This window comes from Roseivivax sp. GX 12232 (genome assembly GCF_021272185.1).
In the GTDB taxonomy this organism is placed as follows: domain Bacteria; phylum Pseudomonadota; class Alphaproteobacteria; order Rhodobacterales; family Rhodobacteraceae; genus Roseivivax.
This window is the reverse complement of the sequence record NZ_JAJSEC010000003.1, coordinates 243,539-261,990: the sequence shown is the minus strand read 5'-3', so window position 1 is coordinate 261,990 and position 18,452 is coordinate 243,539. Positions and strand designations below refer to the sequence as shown.

The following is an 18,452-nucleotide window of genomic DNA, read 5'->3' as shown; positions in this document are numbered from 1 at the left end:
ATTTTATTTCCGGTGGGAGGCGGGGGTTGGAGGGGGGGATTGGGGGTGGCGGAGGCCGTTCGGGGCGGGATGCCCGTCGTTTGGCCCGGCTTGAGCCGTTCGGCACGAGCCGAGGCTACGCATGACGCCTCTACCCGCACCTAGGCCACCTTTTCGACCGCCTCAATGGAGGGCGCGCTCGGGACCGGCCCGGCTCAACTCGTTCGGCACGAGCCGACACCGCGCTTAACGTCTCCTCCCGCCCCCAGACCACCCTCTCCACCAGCACAACAGAGGGCGCGCACCGGACCGGGGGTCGGCGCTGCGGACATCCGGGCTATGCGCTTTATCCCAGCAAGGTCAGGAAAAGCTGTGAGCTAGGCAGGCCACTCCAAGGAGCGCCGGCCCAAGGGGCCGGTCCGGCGCGCGCCCGGCATCTTCGATGCTGTTCGGGCGCAAGAGGCGCTGCCCGAGGCTGGCGCTTACAAAACGTAAGTTGGTCCGAGGGCCGTCCGATAGGGGCCGGGGTTCGCTGCCCTCTCAACAGGCACCTCCAGAGGGCGCGCGGCGGACCGGGGGCCGGCGCTGCTGCCCTCCAAGCTGCGCGCTTTATCCAGGCAAGGTCATTGCTCACTGTGAACTAGGCACGCCACCCACAAGAGCGCCGGCCCAAGGGGCCGGTCCGGCGCGCGCCCGGCACCTTCGGTGCTGTTCGGGCGCAAGGAGGAGTCGGCTTGGTGGGTGATCTAGCGGATCGGGCGGTGAAGGCAGTCCCGACACCCGCCGGCACACGCCGACCTGTTGCAGACCGGCGCCGAGCCCCCCTCTCCCCCGACATTCCCGCCATGCAGGGTTTGCGCGCCCGGGCGGGGATGCGTATATCCCCCCGACACCACGAGGCGACACCCAAAGCCGGAGGGCTCTTCATGTCCGAGACCAAGCGCACCAAGGTTCTGATCATCGGCTCCGGCCCGGCGGGCTATACCGCGGCCGTCTATGCCAGCCGGGCCATGCTCGACCCGATCCTGGTGCAGGGGATCGAGCCGGGCGGCCAGCTGACCACCACCACCGAGGTCGAGAACTGGCCCGGCGACACCGAGGTCCAGGGCCCCGATCTCATGGTGCGCATGGAGGCCCATGCCAAGGCCATGGGCACCGAGATCATCGGCGACATCATCACCAAGATCGACTTCGACCAGCGCCCCTTCGTGGCCTCCTCGGACAGCGGCACGACCTATGTGGCCGATGCGATCATCCTCGCCACCGGCGCCCGGGCGAAATGGCTGGGCCTGCCCTCCGAGGAGAAGTTCAAGGGCTTCGGCGTCTCCGCCTGCGCGACCTGCGACGGTTTCTTCTACCGCGGCCAGGAGATCGTCGTGGTCGGCGGCGGCAACACCGCCGTGGAAGAGGCGCTGTTCCTGACCAATTTCGCCTCCAAGGTGACGCTGGTGCACCGCCGCGACGAGCTGCGCGCCGAGAAGATCCTGCAGGACCGGCTCTTCAAGAACCCCAAGATCGAGCCGCTCTGGCACCACGAGCTGGCCGAGGTCACCGGCACCGAGAGCCCGCTCGGGGTCGAGGGCGTGAAGGTCCGCGACGTGCGCTCGGGCGAGATCAGCGAGATCGCCGCCAAGGGGGTCTTCATCGCCATCGGCCATGCGCCCTCGAACGAGCTGGTGAAGGACGTGCTCGAGACCCACATGGGCGGCTACGTGGTGACCAAGCCCGATTCGACCGAGACCTCGGTGCCCGGGATCTTCGCCGCGGGCGACCTGACGGACCACAAGTATCGCCAGGCGGTGACCTCGGCCGGCATGGGCTGCATGGCCGCGCTCGAGGCCGAGCGTTGGCTCGCCGAACAGGGCGTCGACGAGGGCAAGGACGAGACCCTGCCGCTCGGCTACGGCGCCCCGGTGGATTCGGCGGCCGAGTGAGGCTTTTGCGGGTGTGAGGTGATTCCGGGGGGCTGTGTGCTCTCGGCAGAGATTGGAAGGGCCGTCCGTTGGGGGCGGCCCCTTTTGGTTTGGGATTGGGGGTTGGGCCAGCTGCAGCTCCGCTTACGCGTTGCCCCACCAATCCCTGCCATAGATGCACACCACCAACAGGCGACACTCCAAAAACGCGCGGCCCCGGACGCCCGAAGGACTTTCCCGCGCCAAGGCGGCAACGCCCCGGATAGCCCATCGAACCCCAGCCACCATACTCGCCTTCCCGCCCGCTCCACCTCCCCACACTCACCAACAGAGGGAGCGCGCCGGACCGGGGGCCGGCGCTGCCGACCTACAAGCTAAGCGCTTTATCCCGGCAAGGTCATTGCGCACTCAAAGCTATGCACACCACCCCAAGGAGCGCCGGCCCATCGGGCCGGTCCGGCGCGCGCCCGGCATCTTCGATGCTATTCGGGCGCAAGAGGGGCACCTCTCAACAGGCACCGACGGTTCAGAACTCGGACGATCGCCAAAGCCTCACAACTCCCACCAGTCACTCCAAGCCCCCTTGCGCCCCGCGCAACGCGGCTATTCCGCAGCATCCTGCCGCCCGCTTCCGCAGCGGCCTTGCCAGCTTACGTCCATGGGTCTATGGCGCCCGACATGCGCCGGCTCCGGCCTCCGCTCCGCCCGTGACGTAACATTTGAGATGACGAGACCGCGATGAGCATCGAATTACCGAACCTCGCCCCGCTGCCCGAGCTGTATGTCTCCTACGAGAGCGCCCAGAAACTGAAGGTCGAGGCCGGTGACCTGACCAGCCACGATCTGACCCCGCGCCAGATCTGCGACCTCGAGCTCCTCATGAACGGCGGCTTCTCCCCGCTCAAGGGCTTCCTGGGCGAGAAGGACTACGACAGCGTGGTCGAGAACATGCGCCTGGCCGACGGGTCGCTCTGGCCGATGCCGATCACGCTCGACGTCTCCGAGGCTTTCGCCGAGGGCATCGAGGAAGGCCAGGACATCGCGCTCCGCGACCAGGAGGGTGTCATCCTCGCCACCATGACCGTCACCGACAAATGGGTGCCCAACAAGGCGCGCGAGGCCGAGAAGGTCTTCGGCGCCGACGACACCGCGCATCCGGCGGTCAACTACCTGCACAACACCGCCGGCAAGGTCTATCTCGGCGGGCCGGTGACCGGCATCCAGCAGCCCACGCATTACGACTTCCGCGCCTCGCGCGACACGCCGAACGAGCTGCGCGCGCGCTTCCGCAAGCTCGGCTGGCGCAAGGTCGTGGCCTTCCAGACCCGCAACCCGCTGCACCGCGCCCACCAGGAGCTGACCTTCCGCGCCGCGCGCGAGAGCCAGGCCAACCTCCTGATCCACCCGGTCGTCGGCATGACCAAGCCCGGCGACGTGGACCATTTCACCCGGGTGCGCTGCTACGAGGCGGTGCTCGACAAATACCCCGGCGCGACCACCACCATGTCGCTCCTGAACCTGGCGATGCGCATGGCCGGCCCCCGCGAGGCGGTCTGGCACGGTCTAATCCGCCGCAACCACGGCTGCACGCACTTCATCGTCGGCCGCGACCATGCCGGCCCCGGCAAGAACTCCGCCGGCGAGGATTTCTACGGCCCCTATGACGCCCAGGAGCTGTTCCGCGCGCACCAGGAGGAAATCGGCATCGAGATGGTCGATTTCAAACACATGGTCTACGTGCAGGAGCGCGCCCAATACGAGGCGATCGACGAGATCGAGGACAAGGACCAGGTGACCATCCTCAACATCTCGGGCACCGAGCTGCGGCGCCGCCTGCAGGAAGGTCTCGAGGTGCCGGACTGGTTCTCCTTCCCCGAGGTGGTCTCCGAGCTGCGCCGCACCCGTCCGCCGCGCAGCCAGCAGGGCTTCACGGTGTTCTTCACCGGCTTCTCGGGCTCGGGCAAATCGACCATCGCCAACGCGCTCATGGTCAAGCTGATGGAGATGGGCGGCCGCCCGGTGACGCTGCTCGATGGTGACATCGTGCGGAAGAACCTCTCCTCCGAGCTGGGCTTCTCGAAGGAGCACCGCGACCTCAACATCCGCCGCATCGGCTATGTGGCCTCGGAGATCACCAAGAACGGCGGCATCGCCATCTGCGCGCCGATCGCCCCCTATGCGGCCACCCGCCGGGCGGTCCGCGAGGAGATCGAGCAATACGGCGCCTTCCTCGAGATCCACGTGGCGACCTCGCTCGAGGAATGCGAGCGCCGCGACCGCAAGGGCCTCTACAAGCTCGCGCGGGAAGGCAAGATCAAGGAGTTCACCGGCATCTCCGACCCCTACGACGAGCCGCAGAACCCCGAGCTGCGCGTCGAGACCGAGGGCACCGACGTGGACAACTGCGCCCACCAGGTGATCCTGAAGCTCGAAAGCATGGGCCTGATCGCCGGCTGATCCGGCGAGGCAAGGCTACGGCACGCCAAAGGCCCCGCGGGAAACCGCGGGGCCTTTTGTCTTGGGCGGCTGCCCCTCTGACGGGCCTGTGCCAGCGCGGCTCCATGGCCGCCGCCCGCACCTGCTCCCGCAGCCATTTACACTTGGTTAACCACTCTCTCGGAGCCTGTCGGCCCGGCGGCGGCTCGCGCCATGCGCCACCGGCCCTTGACCAAGTGGACCAAAAAAGATACATATCATGCAGGACGGCAAACGGCTGGTCGCGGCGTTCTTCCGCACCGAGCGCGGCGGGGAGCCGGTTCGGGACTGGCTCAAATCGCTCCCGGTGGAGGACCACAAGCAGATGGGCGGCGCGATCATGGCGGCAGAATACGGCTGGCCGATCGGTCTGCCGACCTGTCGCCCGCTCAGCGGTCATGCCGGGCTCTGGGAGGTCCGCGCGGCCCTCTCGGACGGACGTATAGGGCGGGTGATCTTCACGCTGGCAGGCGGCCGGATGGTGCTTTTGCATGGCTTCGTGAAGAAGAGCCAAAAGACGCCCCGGCGCGATATCGCCTTGGCCCGGACGCGGCAGAGGACACTGGCATGACCACGCAGGACAGATCGGGGATCGGATCCACCTTCCAGGACTTCCTGGAGGAAGAGGGCATCGCGCATGAGGTCCGGGGCATCGCGACCAAGAAGCTCCTGGCGGCGATGCTCGAGGCCGAGATGCAGAAGCGCGGCCTCAACCGCAGCAGCATGGCGCGGGAGATGCAGACGAGCCGGGCACAGATCCAGCGGCTGCTCGACCCCGAGAACGACAGCGTGACGCTGACCACCCTGCAACGCGCGGCGCGGATCCTCGGCAAGGAGCTGCGGATCGAGCTGGTCTGAGACGTCGTCTTACGGCGGCATGGGGTGCGGGGTGCTTTGACGGCCTCCGCCGTTCCTTCCTCCAGAGCAACTGAAGACCAACGGCCCGCTGCCAGATCGCCCTCACAAAAAAGGGCCGCGCCCCGCGGCACGGCCCCTCTATCCCGCCACCAAAGCGCCCCCTCAGGAGCACCCCTAGCGTGTCAGTGCACCGTCACCGGTGCAAAATCGTTCTGGCGGGCCAGGATGAAGGCCATCTGGCGGTCCTTCACCAGAGCCAGGCGTTCGCCGTCGGCGCGGTGGACGGCGTAGACGGTGCCGCTGCCGGTCATCTGCTCTTGCAGGTCCTCAGGCAGGTCGGAGATCTCGACCGGGCGGACGTAGACCGTGCGGCCCTCGTCGAGCTTGGTGAAGTCATATGCGGTGTTCATGGCCTTACCCCCGCTTGATCTGAATGTTCTGAACCACGCTCTCGGGACGGGCTACGGTCAGGTCGACGTGCAGAAGCCCGTTCTCCATGAGCGCCTCGCCCACCTCGACGCCGTCGGCCAGCACGAAGCTGCGCTGGAACTGCCGCGCGGCGATGCCGCGGTGCAGGTAGACCCGGCCCTCGGCCTCGGCGGACTGGCGTCCGCGGATCACCAGCTGGCGGTCTTCAACCGTGATGGAAAGGTCGGCTTCGGAGAACCCGGCCACCGCCAGGGTGATGCGATAGGCATCCTCGGCGGTTCGTTCGATGTTGTAGGGCGGATAGCCCTCGGCCGATTTCGCAGTCCGCTCAAGCAGGCGCTCGAGCTGTTCGAAGCCCAGAAGCTGGGGGTGCGACCCCAAGGTCATTTTCGTCATCGACGCATCCTTTTGGCAAGCGATCGTCTGAGAGGCCCCGTTGCGGCGGCCTTCGGAACAAATATGGGGCGGGGCGCGGGCCCCTGCAAGGTTCGCGACCCGCGCAAGCCTCTTTCGGAGAGGGCGGAAACGCGGTATTTTGAGGGCCCCGAGCCCGGCATGGACAAGGCCAATATGAACGCGCTGACCGACATTTCCATGAAGTCCGACGAGGTGCTGAAGGTCGAGTTGCGGGTGCTGAAACGCGAACACCGCGACCTCGACGACGCCATCCGCGCCCTGCAGGAGCGCGGCACCTCGGACGCGCTGACGATTCAGCGGCTGAAGAAGCGCAAGCTGCAGCTCAAGGACATGATCGCCTATATCGAGGACCGCATCTTCCCCGACATCATTGCGTAGCATTGCGTAGCCGCGCCCGGGGCGGTAGCTACCGGCCCCAAGACGCAGAGCGACGAGGGGCGAGGCGATGGGCGAGAGCGCGGTCAAGGTCGGGATCATCATGGGCAGCCAGTCCGACTGGCCGACGATGAAGGAGGCCGCCGAGATCCTCGAAACCCTGGGCGTGGCCCACGAGGTCCGCATCGTCTCGGCGCATCGCACCCCCGACAGGCTTTGGAGCTACGGCCGCGAGGCGGCGGGACGCGGGCTGAAGGCGATCATCGCAGGCGCCGGCGGGGCCGCGCATCTGCCGGGCATGATGGCCTCCAAGACCCGCGTGCCGGTGATCGGCGTGCCGGTGCAGACCCGGGCGCTGTCGGGCGTCGACAGCCTGTATTCCATCGTGCAGATGCCGCGCGGCTTCCCGGTCGCGACCATGGCCATCGGGGCCGCCGGCGCGGCCAATGCCGGGCTCATGGCGGCGGCGATCCTGGCCAACGAGGACCCGGAGCTTGCCGAGCGGCTCGACGCCTGGCGCGCGGCGCTTTCAGCCTCGATCCCCGAGACGCCCGAGCGCGACTGACCCCGGGCCCCACCTTCAAGAGAAAGACCCCAGCGACATGAGCGACACCCCCCTGCCCCAAGGCGCGACCATCGGCATTCTCGGCGGCGGCCAGCTGGGCCGGATGCTCTCGGTCGCGGCGGCGCGGCTGGGGCTGAAGACCCATGTCTACGAGCCCGGCGCCGAGCCGCCCGCGGCCCATGTCGCCCTCCGGCTGACCACCGCCCCCTACGAGGACGCCGCCGCGCTGACCGCCTTTGCAGAAAGCGTCGACGTCATCACCTACGAGTTCGAGAACGTGCCGACCGAGGCGCTCGACCGTCTGGGCGCGCTGAAGCCGATCCGCCCGGGCCGCGAGGCCCTTCGGGTGAGCCAGGACCGGCTCGTTGAAAAGCAATTCCTGGCCGATCTCGGGCTGGCTGTTGCACCCTTTGCCGATGTGGCGGGGCCCGACGATCTGCCCGGCGCGCTTCAGGCCGCCGGCACGCCCGGCATCCTCAAGACCCGGCGCTTCGGCTACGACGGCAAGGGCCAGGCGCGGATCTCCGCCCCCGAGGAGGCCGAGGCGGCGCTGGCCGAGCTGAACGGCGCGCCCGCGATCCTCGAGGGTTTCGTCGAGTTCTCCCGCGAGGTCTCGGTCATCGCCGCGCGCGGGATCGACGGCGAGGTCGCCTGTTTCGATCCCGGCGAGAACCTGCACGAAGGCGGCATCCTGCGCACCACCACGGTGCCCGCCGCGCTTTCGCCCGCGCAGATGCAGGACGCGGTGCTGCTGGCCGGGCGCATCCTGAACGCGCTCGATTACGTCGGCGTCCTCGGGGTCGAGCTTTTCGTGACGCCGCGCGGGCTCGTGGTGAACGAGATCGCGCCCCGGGTGCACAACTCCGGGCATTGGACGCAGAACGGCTGCGCGGTCGACCAGTTCGAACAGCACATCCGCGCGGTCGCGGGCTGGCCCCTGGGCGACGGGCGGCGGCATTCCGACGTGGTCATGGAGAACCTGATCGGCGCCGATCTCGACCGGGTGCCCGCGCTGTCGCGCGAGCGCGACGTGGCGATCCATCTCTACGGCAAGGCCGAGGCCAAGCCGGGCCGCAAGATGGGCCATATCAACCGGATCGTCAGGAGCTGAGCATCCGCGCGGCGAATTCGCCGGTCATATAGGCCACCTGTCCGCCCGCGAAGGTGGCCGCGACGCGGTCCTCGGCGTCCAGCACCACCAGGTCGGCGCGGCAACCGGGCGCGATGCGCCCCCGGTCGCTGAGGCCCAGCACCCGCGCGGGCCCCTCCGAGACAAGGGACCAGGCGGTCTCCCAGTCGCAGACCCCCGTAGCGACCAGCCGCCGCACCGCCGAAAGCGGCGCGGGGTAATGGTAATCCGAGGCCAGCGCGTCGCAGAGCCCCTCGGCGATCAGCTCGGCGGCCGCGACATTGCGCTTGTGGGACGAGCCGCGCACGACGTTAGGCGCGCCCATGATCACCGCCTCGCCGGCGGCGCGGGCGGCCTCGGCGGCGGCGCGGGTCTCGGGGAACTCGGCGATGGCGACGCCGCGCGCGCGCCAGCCCTGCCGGGTCTCGGCGGAGGCGTCGTCATGCGAGCCGAGCCGCACGCCCGCAGCCTTGAGCCGCGCCGCCAGCGCATCCAGCGCCGGTCCGACCTTGGGCCCGTTGCGGTGCAGTTCCAGCATATAGGCGAAATGCGCCTCGGGGCTGCGGCCGCTCTTCAGGGCCTGGCCGGTCATCTGCTTCGGCCGCCGCTCCTCGGCCAACCGCTTGTGCTGAAGGTGGTCGTTGAAGACCAGGTAGTCGATGCCATGCGCCGCGACCGTCGCCTCGGCGCGGGCGAAATCGTCGATCATATGCGTCTCGAGGCGGAGCTGCATGCGCAGGTCGATCTCGACCCGGTCACGCATGGCGGCCCAGGCGGCAAAGACCTCCTCGGCGAAATCGGGGCCGCGCAAGCCGCCCTCCCAGGACCAGAACTGCGCGAGGTAAGCGGTGGTGATGCCATTGGCGGCCAGCTCGGCGGCGGTGGCGAAGAGCCCGCCCTCGGTGTCGTGCAGCGCGCCACGGCGCGGGGCGACGTGGCGCTCGAAGCCGTCGCCGTGCAGGTCCACGATCCCCGGCAGGAGCCGGTAGCCCGCGGCATCGACCACCCGGTCGGCCTCGGGCGCGGCGAAGCGGCCCGCGGCAATCTCGAGATCCGCGCCGTGCCAGCCCTCGGGGCCCAGCACCCGGGCGTTGCGGAAGCGCAGCGGCCTCATGGGCAGTCGGCTACCAGGCAGGGCAGGTCCTCGAGCGGCAGCACCTCGCCCCAGTCGCCGACCGGGCCGAAGCGGCCCGCGCGCAGGAACAGGATGACCTGGGCCATGACCTCGGGGCTTTGCATGATGAAGGTATGGGTCACCGGCAGGACCAGGTGGTCGGCCATGCCCTCGACCCGGGTCGAGGCCACCGAGACCTTGCCGTCATCGGTGCCCGGGATCAGCGTCGAATAGGCCGGGTTCAACGAGCGCGAGCCCGCGATCACGCCCAGCTCGAAATCCACCGGCGGCAGCTGCGCGGGCACGTCCTCGGGGCCGGTGCCCAGCTCGCCCCCCGCCGGGCCGTTCAGCCATTGGAAGAGCTCGAGCCCGCCCAGGGCATCGACCAGCTCGCTGCCCTGGTTCGGCGGCGCCAGCATGACCACCCGGCCGAGCCGCTCGGGCCGGGTCTCCGACAGCCAGACGCGCGCCAGGATGCCGCCCATGGAATGGGTCACGATATGCACCGTCTCGGCGCCGCAGTCGCGCACCGCCTGGGGCAGCACCTCGTCGACCAGCGTCTCGATCGGCTTCTCGGTCGAGGGATAGCCCGGGACCACGGTGCGGTAGCCCTCGAGCTCCAGCATCTCGGCCATGGGCAGGAAGGAGACCTCGCTGCGCGCCAGCCCGTGCAGCAGCACCACGCAATCCGCCCGCGCGGGCAGCGCGGCGGCGGCGAACAGGCAGGCCAGGGCAAGACGGCGGATCATGGCCCTCACATAGGCGCTCGGCGGCGCCTGCGAAACGGCAAAACCGACAGGCCCACGCCGCCCAGCACCAGGAGGCTCGCCAGCGCGAACTGCCAGGTCAGGCTCTCGCCGAGGAAGACCATCCCGCCGCCCAAGGCCAGGATCGGCACGGTGAGCTGCGCCACCGCCGCGGCGCTGGCCTCGAGCCTGGGCAGCACCGCGTACCAGAGCGCGTAGCCCAGGCCCGAGGTCACCGCGCCGGAGAGCACCGCCAGCGCGATGCCGGCGGCGTCGGTGCCCGCGCCCGCGCCAAGCGCGAGGCTCAAGGCCAGGCCCAGGGGTGCCGCCAGCGCGAAGTTCGCCGCCGTGCCCATGAGCGCATCCTGCGCGCCCCGTCCGGCCAGCGAATAGAGCCCCCAGCCGACGCCCGCCGCCGCCATGAGCAGGCCGTGCAGCGGGCTGACCGGCGCGCCCGAGCCCGGCCAGAGCAGCCAGGCGAGCCCCGCGAAGGCCAGCCCCGCGCCCGCCCAGCGGCGCCCGCCCGGGCGCTCGCCGCCCAGCAGCGCGCCGCCGAACATGGTGACCTGCACGCAGCCGAAGAGGATCAGCGCGCCGAGCCCCGCGTCGAGCGCCAGATAGGCCGCCGAGAAGCCGTAGATATAGACCAGAAGCGAGGCCACCCCGAGCGCCCGGCCCCGCCCGCCGAGCCGCAGCCCTCCGCGCGTCACCAGGCAGAGCGCCAGGAGCGTCAGCGCCCCGGCCCAGAGCCTCAGCGTGCCGAAAAGCGCCGCATCCATGCCGCCATCCACCAGCGCCATGCGGTTCAGCACCGAGTTGGCCGCGAAGGCCGCCATGGTCAGCGCGCTCAGCAGGAACAGCCGCATGGTTCAGGTCCCGAAGGCGCGGGGGTAGCGCAGCCGGCTGCCCTGGGGCGCCCGCGCGGGCCCGGCGACGAGCGTGTGGTCGATCGGGAAGGGCGAGGCCAGCCCCTCGGCCATGCGGAAGCCGGCGCGGCTGTAGAACTCGGGCTCGCCCAGGACGACGATGGTCTGGCCCGCGGCCTCGGCCCAGCCGACGAGCATCCGGCACATGCGCCGCCCGATGCCCTGCCCCTGCCGGTCCGGCGCCACCGCGATCGGCGCGAGGCAGAGCCAGCCTTCGGGGGCGCGGAAGCGCGAGAGCGCGAGGTAGCCGACGATCTGGCCCTCCTCGCGGACCACCTGTTCGCCCGCGATCTCGCCGGATTTGCGCAACGCGCGCACGATCCGCGCCTCGTCCGGCCCGGGGAAGGCCGCGTTGAGCAGGGCCTCCACGGCCTTTTCCTCGCCCGCGCGCATCTCCTGCATGAAGTCCCGCCCGATCATCCTCGCAGCCTCCCGCTCTTGTCGCCCGCCCCGCCTAACACGCGGGCGCGGCCCGCGCCACGGCGGGGCCTTCGGGGCGCGGGCCGCCCGTCCAAAAGATGGCCCCCCACAAAGAAAAGGGCCCGCGCAAGGCGGGCCCTTCCCTGATCAATCGGCGTCAGCCGGCAGATTACATCATGCCGCCCATGCCGCCCATGTCGGGCATGCCGCCGCCAGCGCCGCCACCGGCGCCTTCCTTCTGCGGCTTGTCGGCGACCATGGCCTCGGTGGTGACCAGGAGGCCTGCAACCGATGCCGCATCCTCGAGCGCGGTGCGCACGACCTTCGCGGGGTCGATCACGCCGAACTTGAACATGTCGCCATATTCGTCGGTCTGGGCGTTGTAGCCGAACTTCAGGTCGTCCGATTCGCGGATCTTGCCTGCGACGACGGAGCCGTCGACGCCTGCGTTCTCGGCGATCTGGCGCAGCGGTGCCTCGAGCGCGCGGCGCACGATGGCGACGCCGGCGTTCTGGTCGCTGTTGGCGCCGGTCACGCCGTCCAGCGCCTTGGCGCCCTGGACGAGGCTCACGCCGCCGCCGACCACGATGCCTTCCTGAACGGCCGCGCGGGTCGCGTTCAGCGCGTCATCGACACGGTCCTTGCGCTCTTTGACTTCCACTTCGGTCATGCCGCCGACGCGGATCACGGCCACACCGCCTGCGAGCTTCGCGACACGCTCCTGGAGCTTCTCGCGGTCGTAGTCCGAGGTGGTTTCCTCGATCTGGGTGCGGATCTGGCCGACGCGGGCCTCGATCTCGGCCTTGTCGCCTGCACCGTCGACGATGGTGGTCTCGTCCTTGGTGATGTCGACCTTCTTGGCCTGGCCGAGCATGTCCATGGTGACGTTCTCGAGCTTCATGCCGAGGTCTTCCGAGATCACCTGGCCGCCGGTCAGGATCGCGATGTCCTGCAGCATGGCCTTGCGGCGGTCGCCGAAGCCCGGTGCCTTCACGGCTGCGATCTTGAGGCCGCCGCGCAGCTTGTTGACCACGAGGGTCGCCAGCGCTTCGCCTTCGACGTCCTCGGCGATGATGAGGAGCGGCTTCTGGCTCTGGATGACCTGCTCGAGGAGCGGCACCAGCGGCTGCAGCGAGGAGAGCTTCTTCTCGTGCAGCAGGATCATGCAGTCTTCAAGCTCGGCGACCATCTTCTCGGAGTTGGTCACGAAGTAGGGCGAGAGGTAGCCGCGGTCGAACTGCATGCCTTCGACGACTTCCACGTCGGTTTCCATGCCCTTGTTCTCTTCGACGGTGATCACACCCTCGTTGCCGACCTTCTGCATCGCGTCCGCGATCATCTTGCCGATCGACTCTTCGCCGTTGGCGGAGATGGTACCGACCTGCGCGACCTCGTCGGAGTTCTCGACCTTGCGCGCGGCGTTCTTGATGTGCTCGACGACCTTGGAGGTGGCGAGGTCGATGCCGCGCTTGAGGTCCATCGGGTTCATGCCCGCGGAGACGGCCTTCACACCTTCCTTGACGATCGACTGCGCCAGAACGGTCGCGGTCGTGGTGCCGTCGCCGGCCTCGTCGTTGGTGCGGCTGGCCACTTCCTTGACCATCTGCGCACCCATGTTCTCGAACTTGTCCTCAAGCTCGATTTCCTTGGCGACGGAGACGCCGTCCTTGGTGATGCGCGGCGCGCCGAACGACTTGTCCAGCACCACGTTGCGGCCCTTGGGGCCGAGGGTCACCTTCACCGCGTCGGCGAGGATGTTGACACCTTTCAGCATACGGTTGCGGGCGTCGGTTTCGAACTTCACGTCCTTGGCAGACATGTCACTTCACTCCTTGATTTGAGTCTGATGGAAAAGCCGGGATGCGCGGGGCCGATCAGGCCGCCTTCGCTTCCTTCGCATCGGCGATGATGCCGAGGATGTCGCTTTCCTTCATGATCAGCAGCTCTTCGCCGTCGAGGGTCACTTCGGTGCCGGACCACTTGCCGAAAAGCACCTTGTCGCCTTCTTTCACGGCCATCGCGATCAGCTCGCCGTTGTCCTTGCGGGCGCCTTCGCCACATGCCACGACAACGCCTTCGGAGGGCTTTTCCTTGGCGGTTTCGGGGATGATGAGGCCGCCCTTGGTCTTCTCGTCGCTCTCGACGCGACGCACCAGAACACGGTCATGGAGCGGTTTGAATGCCATCTTCGAGTCTCCTTGGCTCAAAGGTTGTTCCTGTTGGTGTCCCCCCTAAGGCAGACACGTTAGCACTCACGATCGTCGAGTGCTAACGAAGCTGAGATAGGCAGCGGGCGGGATTCTGTCAAGCAAGCGGCCCGGAGATTTGCGGCGGATTTTACGGGTTGGGCTGGGTGGCGGCGGTTGGGCGCCTGGGAAGGGCGCGCGCCGGACCGGGGGCCGGCGCTGCTGACCTCTGGGCTTTGCGCTTTATCCCAGCAAGGTCAGGACGAGAGGCGAGCTATGCGCGCCATCCGAAGGAGCGCCGGCCCATCGGGCCGGTCCGGCGCGCGCCTGGCACCTACGGTGCTGTTCGGGCGCAAGGAAGGGCGAGCGGGAAGCGATTGGCGAGGCATACAGCGGAAGCGGCGAAAGCCTCCAAGTGCCGCGATACCTGAGAAGGCAACGCTCCTTTGGACCGACGTGCCTGCCTACCAGACTTCGCCCCTCCAAGGTCGACACCTCTTGCACCAGAGGGCGCGCGCCGGACCGGGGGCCGGCGCTGCCGACTGCCGAGCGAGACGCTTTATCCACGCAAGGTCAGGGCTAGAGGCGAGCTATGCGCGCCGCCCCAAGGAGCGCCGGCCCAAGGGGCCGGTCCGGCGCGCGCCCGGCACCTTCGGTGCTGTTCGGGCGCAAGAGGGGCGAGCGGGAAGCCGGGTGCCTACTGCAAGCGTGGCGCCAGCGAGAAGCGTGGCGCCAACAGGAAGCGTAGCGCCAACCGCAACGGCAACGGCAGGTCCGAACATCCGTCCCGCGCCCCCAATCCCCCCAATCACTCCCCCGCCTCCCAGCTCCCGGCCCAATGCACCAGCCCCGCGCGGCCCGCCTCGGTCAGCGCATAGACCCCTGTCTCGACCCGCTCGAACCATCCGTAGTGATTGTCCCGCATGATCCGCGTCGCCCCGGGCACGCCGGTCGCCCGCGCCACCAAGGCGCCCTTCTCGGCCCCGGCCTCGGCGAGATAGGCCGCGCAGGCAAGCGCATCCTGCCGGTAGCCGGTCACCAGCCCGTGCCGGGTCGCGCCGCCCTCGTTGGGATCGCCCCGGAGCCGCTCGAAGGCGCGCAGGAGCTTCTCGCGGCCGACCTTCGACCCCCGCGGCCGGAAAGGCCCGGGATCGCACAGGACCTCGACCTTGCCGTCCCGCGCCCGCACCGTCAGGAAGCCGAGCCCCAGCCGCCGGCAAAGCGCGCGGTTGTCCTTGATCCCGCGCCGGGCGCGCGCGCCCTCGGGCCGGGCAACGGCGATATAAACCCGCTCGGTCAGCGCCAGCCGCGCCACGGCCTGGTGGATCAGCCCCAGCGTGACCGAGCGCTTCAGCTCCACCACCACCGGCGGCTCCTCGCCTCGAAGCGCCACCACGTCGGCGGCGCCGACCTCGCCCTTCACCGCGTAGCCTTGAGCCTCGAGATAGGCCTTCACCGGCCCGTAGAGATCGCTTTCCCGTGTCATCGCGCGCCAGAGTTTCCCGCGGGCTTGCCGCGCGCAAGCCCCCGGGTAAGCTGGCTCGGCAAAAATCCCCGGAGACCCACATGCGCGCCGCCCTCGCCCTGGCCTTCTGGCTGCTCTCGACCCTGAGCCTGCAGGCCGCTTGCGCGGGCACCGACCTGCGTCCCGCGCTCGCCCCCGAGATGCGCGCCACCCTGGCCGAGCGGCTGGCAGACCTGCCCTATGCCGAGGGCAACCACTGGCGCGCCAGCCGCGGCGGGGCGGTGATCCACCTCATCGGCACGCTGCACGCGGACGATCCGCGCTTCGACGGCGTCACCGCGCGGCTGACCCCGCTGATCGCCGAGGCCCGGTTGATATTCCTGGAGATGACCGAGACCGAGGAGGCGGCGCTGACCGAGCGGCTCTCGCGCGATCCCTCGATCCTGCTGCTCGAGGGCACCACCCTGCCCGAGATGCTGCCCGCGACGGACTGGGCGCGGCTCTCCGAGGCGCTGCGCGCCCGCGGCATGCAGCCATTCATGGCGGCGCGCTTCAAGCCCTGGTACGTCTCGATGATCCTGGCCCTGCCGCCCTGCATGGCGACGGACCTGGGGCTCGCCACCGGGCTCGACGCGCGGCTTCAGGAGCTCGCCCAGACGACCGGCACGCCAACCCGGGCGCTGGAAGACCCGATGCAGGTCTTCGCGGCGCTGGAGACGACGCCCGAGGACCAGCAGGCGCAGATGATGGCCGCCGCCCTCCTGCCGCCCGAGCGCGCCGAGGACATCTTCGCCACCCTGCGCGCGGCGTATTTCGACGAACGGCCGGGCGAAAGCTGGGTGCTCTCGGGGCTTCTCTCCTCCGAGGGCGCCGGGGCGTTGCCCGGCGGGGCCGAGGCTGCCGAAGCCGCCCTGGCCGAGACGACACAAGCGCTGCTCGGCGACCGCAACCGCGCCTGGCTGCCGCGCATCCTCGCCGAAACCCGCCCGGGCGAGACGCTGGTGGTCGCCGCCGGTGCCGCACATCTGCCCGGTCCCGACGGCCTCCTCGCCCTGCTCGCCGCCGAGGGCTTCACGCTCGAACGCCGCCCCTTCTGAGCGGCGCCCGAAGCACGCCGGAAGACCCCCTCAGGCCGCCAGCCCGCGCCCCTTCAGAAGCGCCGCGACCCCGGGCATCTTGCCCCGGAAGCTGACATAGAGGTCCTCGGCTTCGGCGGATCCGCCCTTCGACAGGATGAACCGCTCGAGCTTCTTGGCCATGGCGGTGTCGAAGGCCCCGCCCGCCTCCTCGAAGGCGGCGAAGGCATCGGCGTCCATGACCTCGGACCACATGTAGCTGTAATACCCCGAGGAATAGCCGTCACCGGCGAAGACATGGGCGAAATGCGGCGTCGCATGGCGCATGGCGATGGCCTCGGGCATGCCCATCTCAGCCAGGATCTCGGCCTGCCGCGCCATCGGATCGGCGGGCGCCGGGCCGTCGTGGAACTCCAGGTCCACCCGCGCCGAGGCGACATATTCCACCGTCTGGAAGCCCTGGTCGAAATTCGCCGCCGCCAGGACCCGCTCAAGCATGGCCTCGGGCATGGGCGCGCCGGTCTCGACATGGGTGGCGAAGCGCTGCAGCACCTCGGGCACCTCGAGCCAATGCTCGAAGAGCTGGCTCGGCAGTTCCACGAAGTCCCGCGCCACCGAGGTGCCCGCCATGGAGCCGAAGGTCACATCCGACAGGATCTGGTGCAGCGCATGGCCGAACTCGTGAAACAGCGTGCGCGCCTCGTCATAGGACAGCAGCGCCGCCTCCCCCGCCGCGGGCTTGGAGAAGTTGCAGACATTGACCACCACCGGCGTCTTCACCTCGGGCCGGCGGGCCTGCATGCGCATGGCCGAACACCAGGCGCCCGAGCGCTTGGAGGCCCGCGCGAAGTAATCGCCGACGAAGACCGCGAGGTGCCGCCCGTTGCGGGTCACCTCCCAGGCGCGGCAGTCGGGGTGGTAGAGATCCGCCGCGACCGGCGCGAACTCCAGCCCGAAAAGCCGATGCGCGCAGTCGAAGGCCGCCTCGATCATCCGCTCGAGCTGCAGGTAGGGCTTCAGCGCGCTTTCATCCAAATCATGCTCGGCCCGGCGCCGCCGCTCGGCGTAGTAACGCCAGTCCCAGGGCTGGAGCGCGCCGTTCTGGCCCTCGGCCTGCTTCATCTCGGCCAGGATCGCGGCGTCTTCCTCGGCCCGCGCCCGCGCCGGGGTCCAGACCGCCTCCAGGAGCGCGCGCACCTCCGAGGGGCGGCCCGCCATCTCGGTTTCGAGCTTCCAGGCCGCAAAGCTCTCGTAGCCCAGAAGCGCCGCGCGTTCCTGCCGGAGCGCCAGCACCTCGGCGGCGATCTCGCGGTTGTCGCTCTCCCCGCCGGATGCGCCGCGCCCGGTCCAGGCCCGCCAGGCCGTCTCGCGCAGATCGGCGCGCGGCGAGAACTGCAGGAAGGGCACCACCAGCGCGCGCGACAGCGTCAGGACCGGGCCCTTGGCGCCGGCCTCGGCGCCCGCCGCGCGCAGGCCTGCGCGCAGGAACTCGGGCAGCCCCTCGAGGTCCGCCTCGGAGAGCTCCAGCCGCCAGCCCGCCTCGTCCGAGAGCACGTTCTGGGTGAAGCGCGTGCCCAGCACCGAGAGCCGCGACTTGATCTCGGCCATGCGCGCCGCCTCCTCGCCGCGCAGCGCCGCGCCCGCGCGCAGGAAGCCGCGCCGCGTCAGCATCAGAAGCCGCGCCTCCTCGGGGGCGAGGTCCAGCTCCTCGCGGACCTCCCAAAGCGCCTCGATCCGGCGGAAGAGGTGCTCATTGGCATGGATCGCCGAGAAATGCGCCGAGAGCTTCGGCGCGAAATCCCGCTGCAGCGCCTGGCGCGCCGGGGTGCTGTCGGCGCCCGCCAGCGCGAAGAAGGCCGAGAGCACCTTGTCGAGCGCCGCGCCCGCGCCCTCGAGCGCCACCAGCGTGTTCTCGAAACTCGGGACCGCCGGGTTCTCGGCGATGGCCGCGATCTCGGCCTCGTGTTCGATCAGCGCCACCTCCAGCGCCGGGCCGAAGTCACTGTCGGAAATCGCGGAAAAGGGCGGCAGGCCGAAGGGCGTGTCCCAGTCCTCGAGAAGCGGGTTGGTCATGTAAGCTCTCCTTTGGGGCCTACCTATGCCGCCCGCCCCCCTCCGGCAACGCGATCCGCACAGCCCCCCTCCACGCCCGGCCCGACACGCAGCGCAACACCCCCCAAAAAATCCCGCGCCCACACCACGCCCGTCACCCGCACCCGAGGCCCCCACCTCGCAGCCCAAGCCACCCCACCAGCTTCAGCTTGTCCAAATACCTCGGGGGTGAATGCGGGCGGCACGCCCGCAGAGGGGGCAGAGCCCCCTGCCCGGGTCCGGGACGCCAAAGGCGGCCCGGACCCCACCAAACATGAACTCGAGGAA

At 69.5% G+C, this 18,452-nt stretch carries 18 protein-coding genes; 8 read left to right on the top strand and 10 right to left on the bottom strand.

Features of this window, described 5'->3' with window-relative positions:
- The first annotated feature begins 905 nt into the window (after nucleotides 1-905).
- The 4 genes from trxB to LR948_RS07650 all read left to right on the top strand — a co-directional run bounded on the left by trxB (nucleotide 906) and on the right by LR948_RS07650 (nucleotide 5,225).
- Nucleotides 906-1,913, top strand: a complete 1,008-nt coding sequence (trxB, locus tag LR948_RS07665) for a thioredoxin-disulfide reductase (RefSeq protein ID WP_232753406.1) — start codon at nucleotides 906-908, stop codon at nucleotides 1,911-1,913.
- 717 nt (nucleotides 1,914-2,630) lie between these two features.
- Nucleotides 2,631-4,349, top strand: a complete 1,719-nt coding sequence (locus LR948_RS07660) for a bifunctional sulfate adenylyltransferase/adenylylsulfate kinase (protein WP_232753405.1) — start codon at nucleotides 2,631-2,633, stop codon at nucleotides 4,347-4,349.
- A gap of 238 nt (nucleotides 4,350-4,587) precedes the next feature.
- Entirely contained in the window at nucleotides 4,588-4,938 is a 351-nt protein-coding gene (locus tag LR948_RS07655; RefSeq protein ID WP_232753404.1) for a type II toxin-antitoxin system RelE/ParE family toxin, read from the top strand.
- Entirely contained in the window at nucleotides 4,935-5,225 is a 291-nt protein-coding gene (locus LR948_RS07650) for a helix-turn-helix transcriptional regulator (protein ID WP_232753403.1), read from the top strand. The genes LR948_RS07655 and LR948_RS07650 overlap by 4 nt, the downstream gene beginning before the upstream one ends.
- A 182-nt stretch (nucleotides 5,226-5,407) precedes the next feature.
- Here the strand turns inward: LR948_RS07650 and LR948_RS07645 are convergent, their stop codons facing one another.
- Complete coding sequence (locus LR948_RS07645) at nucleotides 5,408-5,635, bottom strand: DUF1150 family protein (protein WP_232753402.1); 228 nt, start codon at nucleotides 5,633-5,635, stop codon at nucleotides 5,408-5,410.
- Between the two features lie 4 nt (nucleotides 5,636-5,639).
- Nucleotides 5,640-6,050, bottom strand: a complete 411-nt coding sequence (locus LR948_RS07640) for an Hsp20 family protein (protein WP_232753401.1) — start codon at nucleotides 6,048-6,050, stop codon at nucleotides 5,640-5,642.
- Nucleotides 6,051-6,224: 174 nt separating this feature from the next.
- Between LR948_RS07640 and LR948_RS07635 the strand changes: the two genes are divergently transcribed.
- The 3 genes from LR948_RS07635 (at nucleotide 6,225) to LR948_RS07625 (ending at nucleotide 8,122) form a co-directional block, all read left to right on the top strand.
- Complete coding sequence (locus LR948_RS07635; RefSeq protein WP_232753568.1) at nucleotides 6,225-6,449, top strand: YdcH family protein; 225 nt, start codon at nucleotides 6,225-6,227, stop codon at nucleotides 6,447-6,449.
- A gap of 67 nt (nucleotides 6,450-6,516) precedes the next feature.
- Complete coding sequence (gene purE / locus LR948_RS07630) at nucleotides 6,517-7,011, top strand: 5-(carboxyamino)imidazole ribonucleotide mutase (protein WP_232753400.1); 495 nt, start codon at nucleotides 6,517-6,519, stop codon at nucleotides 7,009-7,011.
- 37 nt (nucleotides 7,012-7,048) lie between these two features.
- Entirely contained in the window at nucleotides 7,049-8,122 is a 1,074-nt protein-coding gene (locus LR948_RS07625) for a 5-(carboxyamino)imidazole ribonucleotide synthase (protein WP_232753399.1), read from the top strand.
- Here LR948_RS07625 and LR948_RS07620 read toward each other — a convergent pair.
- From LR948_RS07620 to LR948_RS07590, 7 genes are all read right to left on the bottom strand, one after another.
- A complete protein-coding gene (locus LR948_RS07620; RefSeq protein ID WP_232753398.1) occupies nucleotides 8,112-9,254 on the bottom strand; it encodes an alpha-D-ribose 1-methylphosphonate 5-triphosphate diphosphatase in 1,143 nt (380 codons plus the stop codon). The genes LR948_RS07625 and LR948_RS07620 overlap by 11 nt on opposite strands.
- A complete protein-coding gene (locus LR948_RS07615; protein WP_232753397.1) occupies nucleotides 9,251-10,003 on the bottom strand; it encodes an alpha/beta fold hydrolase in 753 nt (250 codons plus the stop codon). Before LR948_RS07615 ends, LR948_RS07620 begins: the two co-directional genes overlap by 4 nt.
- 5 nt (nucleotides 10,004-10,008) lie before the next feature.
- On the bottom strand, nucleotides 10,009-10,866 hold the full coding sequence (locus tag LR948_RS07610) for a DMT family transporter (protein ID WP_232753396.1): 858 nt from the start codon (nucleotides 10,864-10,866) through the stop codon (nucleotides 10,009-10,011).
- 3 nt (nucleotides 10,867-10,869) lie between these two features.
- Nucleotides 10,870-11,346, bottom strand: a complete 477-nt coding sequence (locus tag LR948_RS07605; RefSeq protein ID WP_232753395.1) for a GNAT family N-acetyltransferase — start codon at nucleotides 11,344-11,346, stop codon at nucleotides 10,870-10,872.
- 169 nt (nucleotides 11,347-11,515) lie between these two features.
- Nucleotides 11,516-13,165 carry a chaperonin GroEL gene (gene groL, locus LR948_RS07600; protein WP_232753394.1) on the bottom strand — a complete coding sequence of 550 codons (1,650 nt, stop codon included), beginning with the start codon at nucleotides 13,163-13,165 and terminating at the stop codon, nucleotides 11,516-11,518.
- A 55-nt stretch (nucleotides 13,166-13,220) separates the two neighbouring features.
- A complete protein-coding gene (gene groES, locus LR948_RS07595; protein WP_232753393.1) occupies nucleotides 13,221-13,532 on the bottom strand; it encodes a co-chaperone GroES in 312 nt (103 codons plus the stop codon).
- 808 nt (nucleotides 13,533-14,340) lie between these two features.
- Nucleotides 14,341-15,018 carry a DUF2161 domain-containing phosphodiesterase gene (locus tag LR948_RS07590; RefSeq protein ID WP_232753392.1) on the bottom strand — a complete coding sequence of 226 codons (678 nt, stop codon included), beginning with the start codon at nucleotides 15,016-15,018 and terminating at the stop codon, nucleotides 14,341-14,343.
- 80 nt (nucleotides 15,019-15,098) lie between these two features.
- On the opposite strand from LR948_RS07590, the gene LR948_RS07585 reads away from it, so the two are divergent.
- Nucleotides 15,099-16,094 carry a TraB/GumN family protein gene (locus LR948_RS07585; RefSeq protein ID WP_232753391.1) on the top strand — a complete coding sequence of 332 codons (996 nt, stop codon included), beginning with the start codon at nucleotides 15,099-15,101 and terminating at the stop codon, nucleotides 16,092-16,094.
- 30 nt (nucleotides 16,095-16,124) lie between these two features.
- On the opposite strand, the gene LR948_RS07580 is transcribed toward LR948_RS07585, so the two are convergent.
- Nucleotides 16,125-18,146: a M3 family metallopeptidase gene (locus LR948_RS07580; protein WP_232753390.1), complete on the bottom strand. Its 2,022-nt coding sequence runs from the start codon at nucleotides 18,144-18,146 to the stop codon at nucleotides 16,125-16,127.
- Between the last annotated feature and the right edge of the window lie 306 nt (nucleotides 18,147-18,452).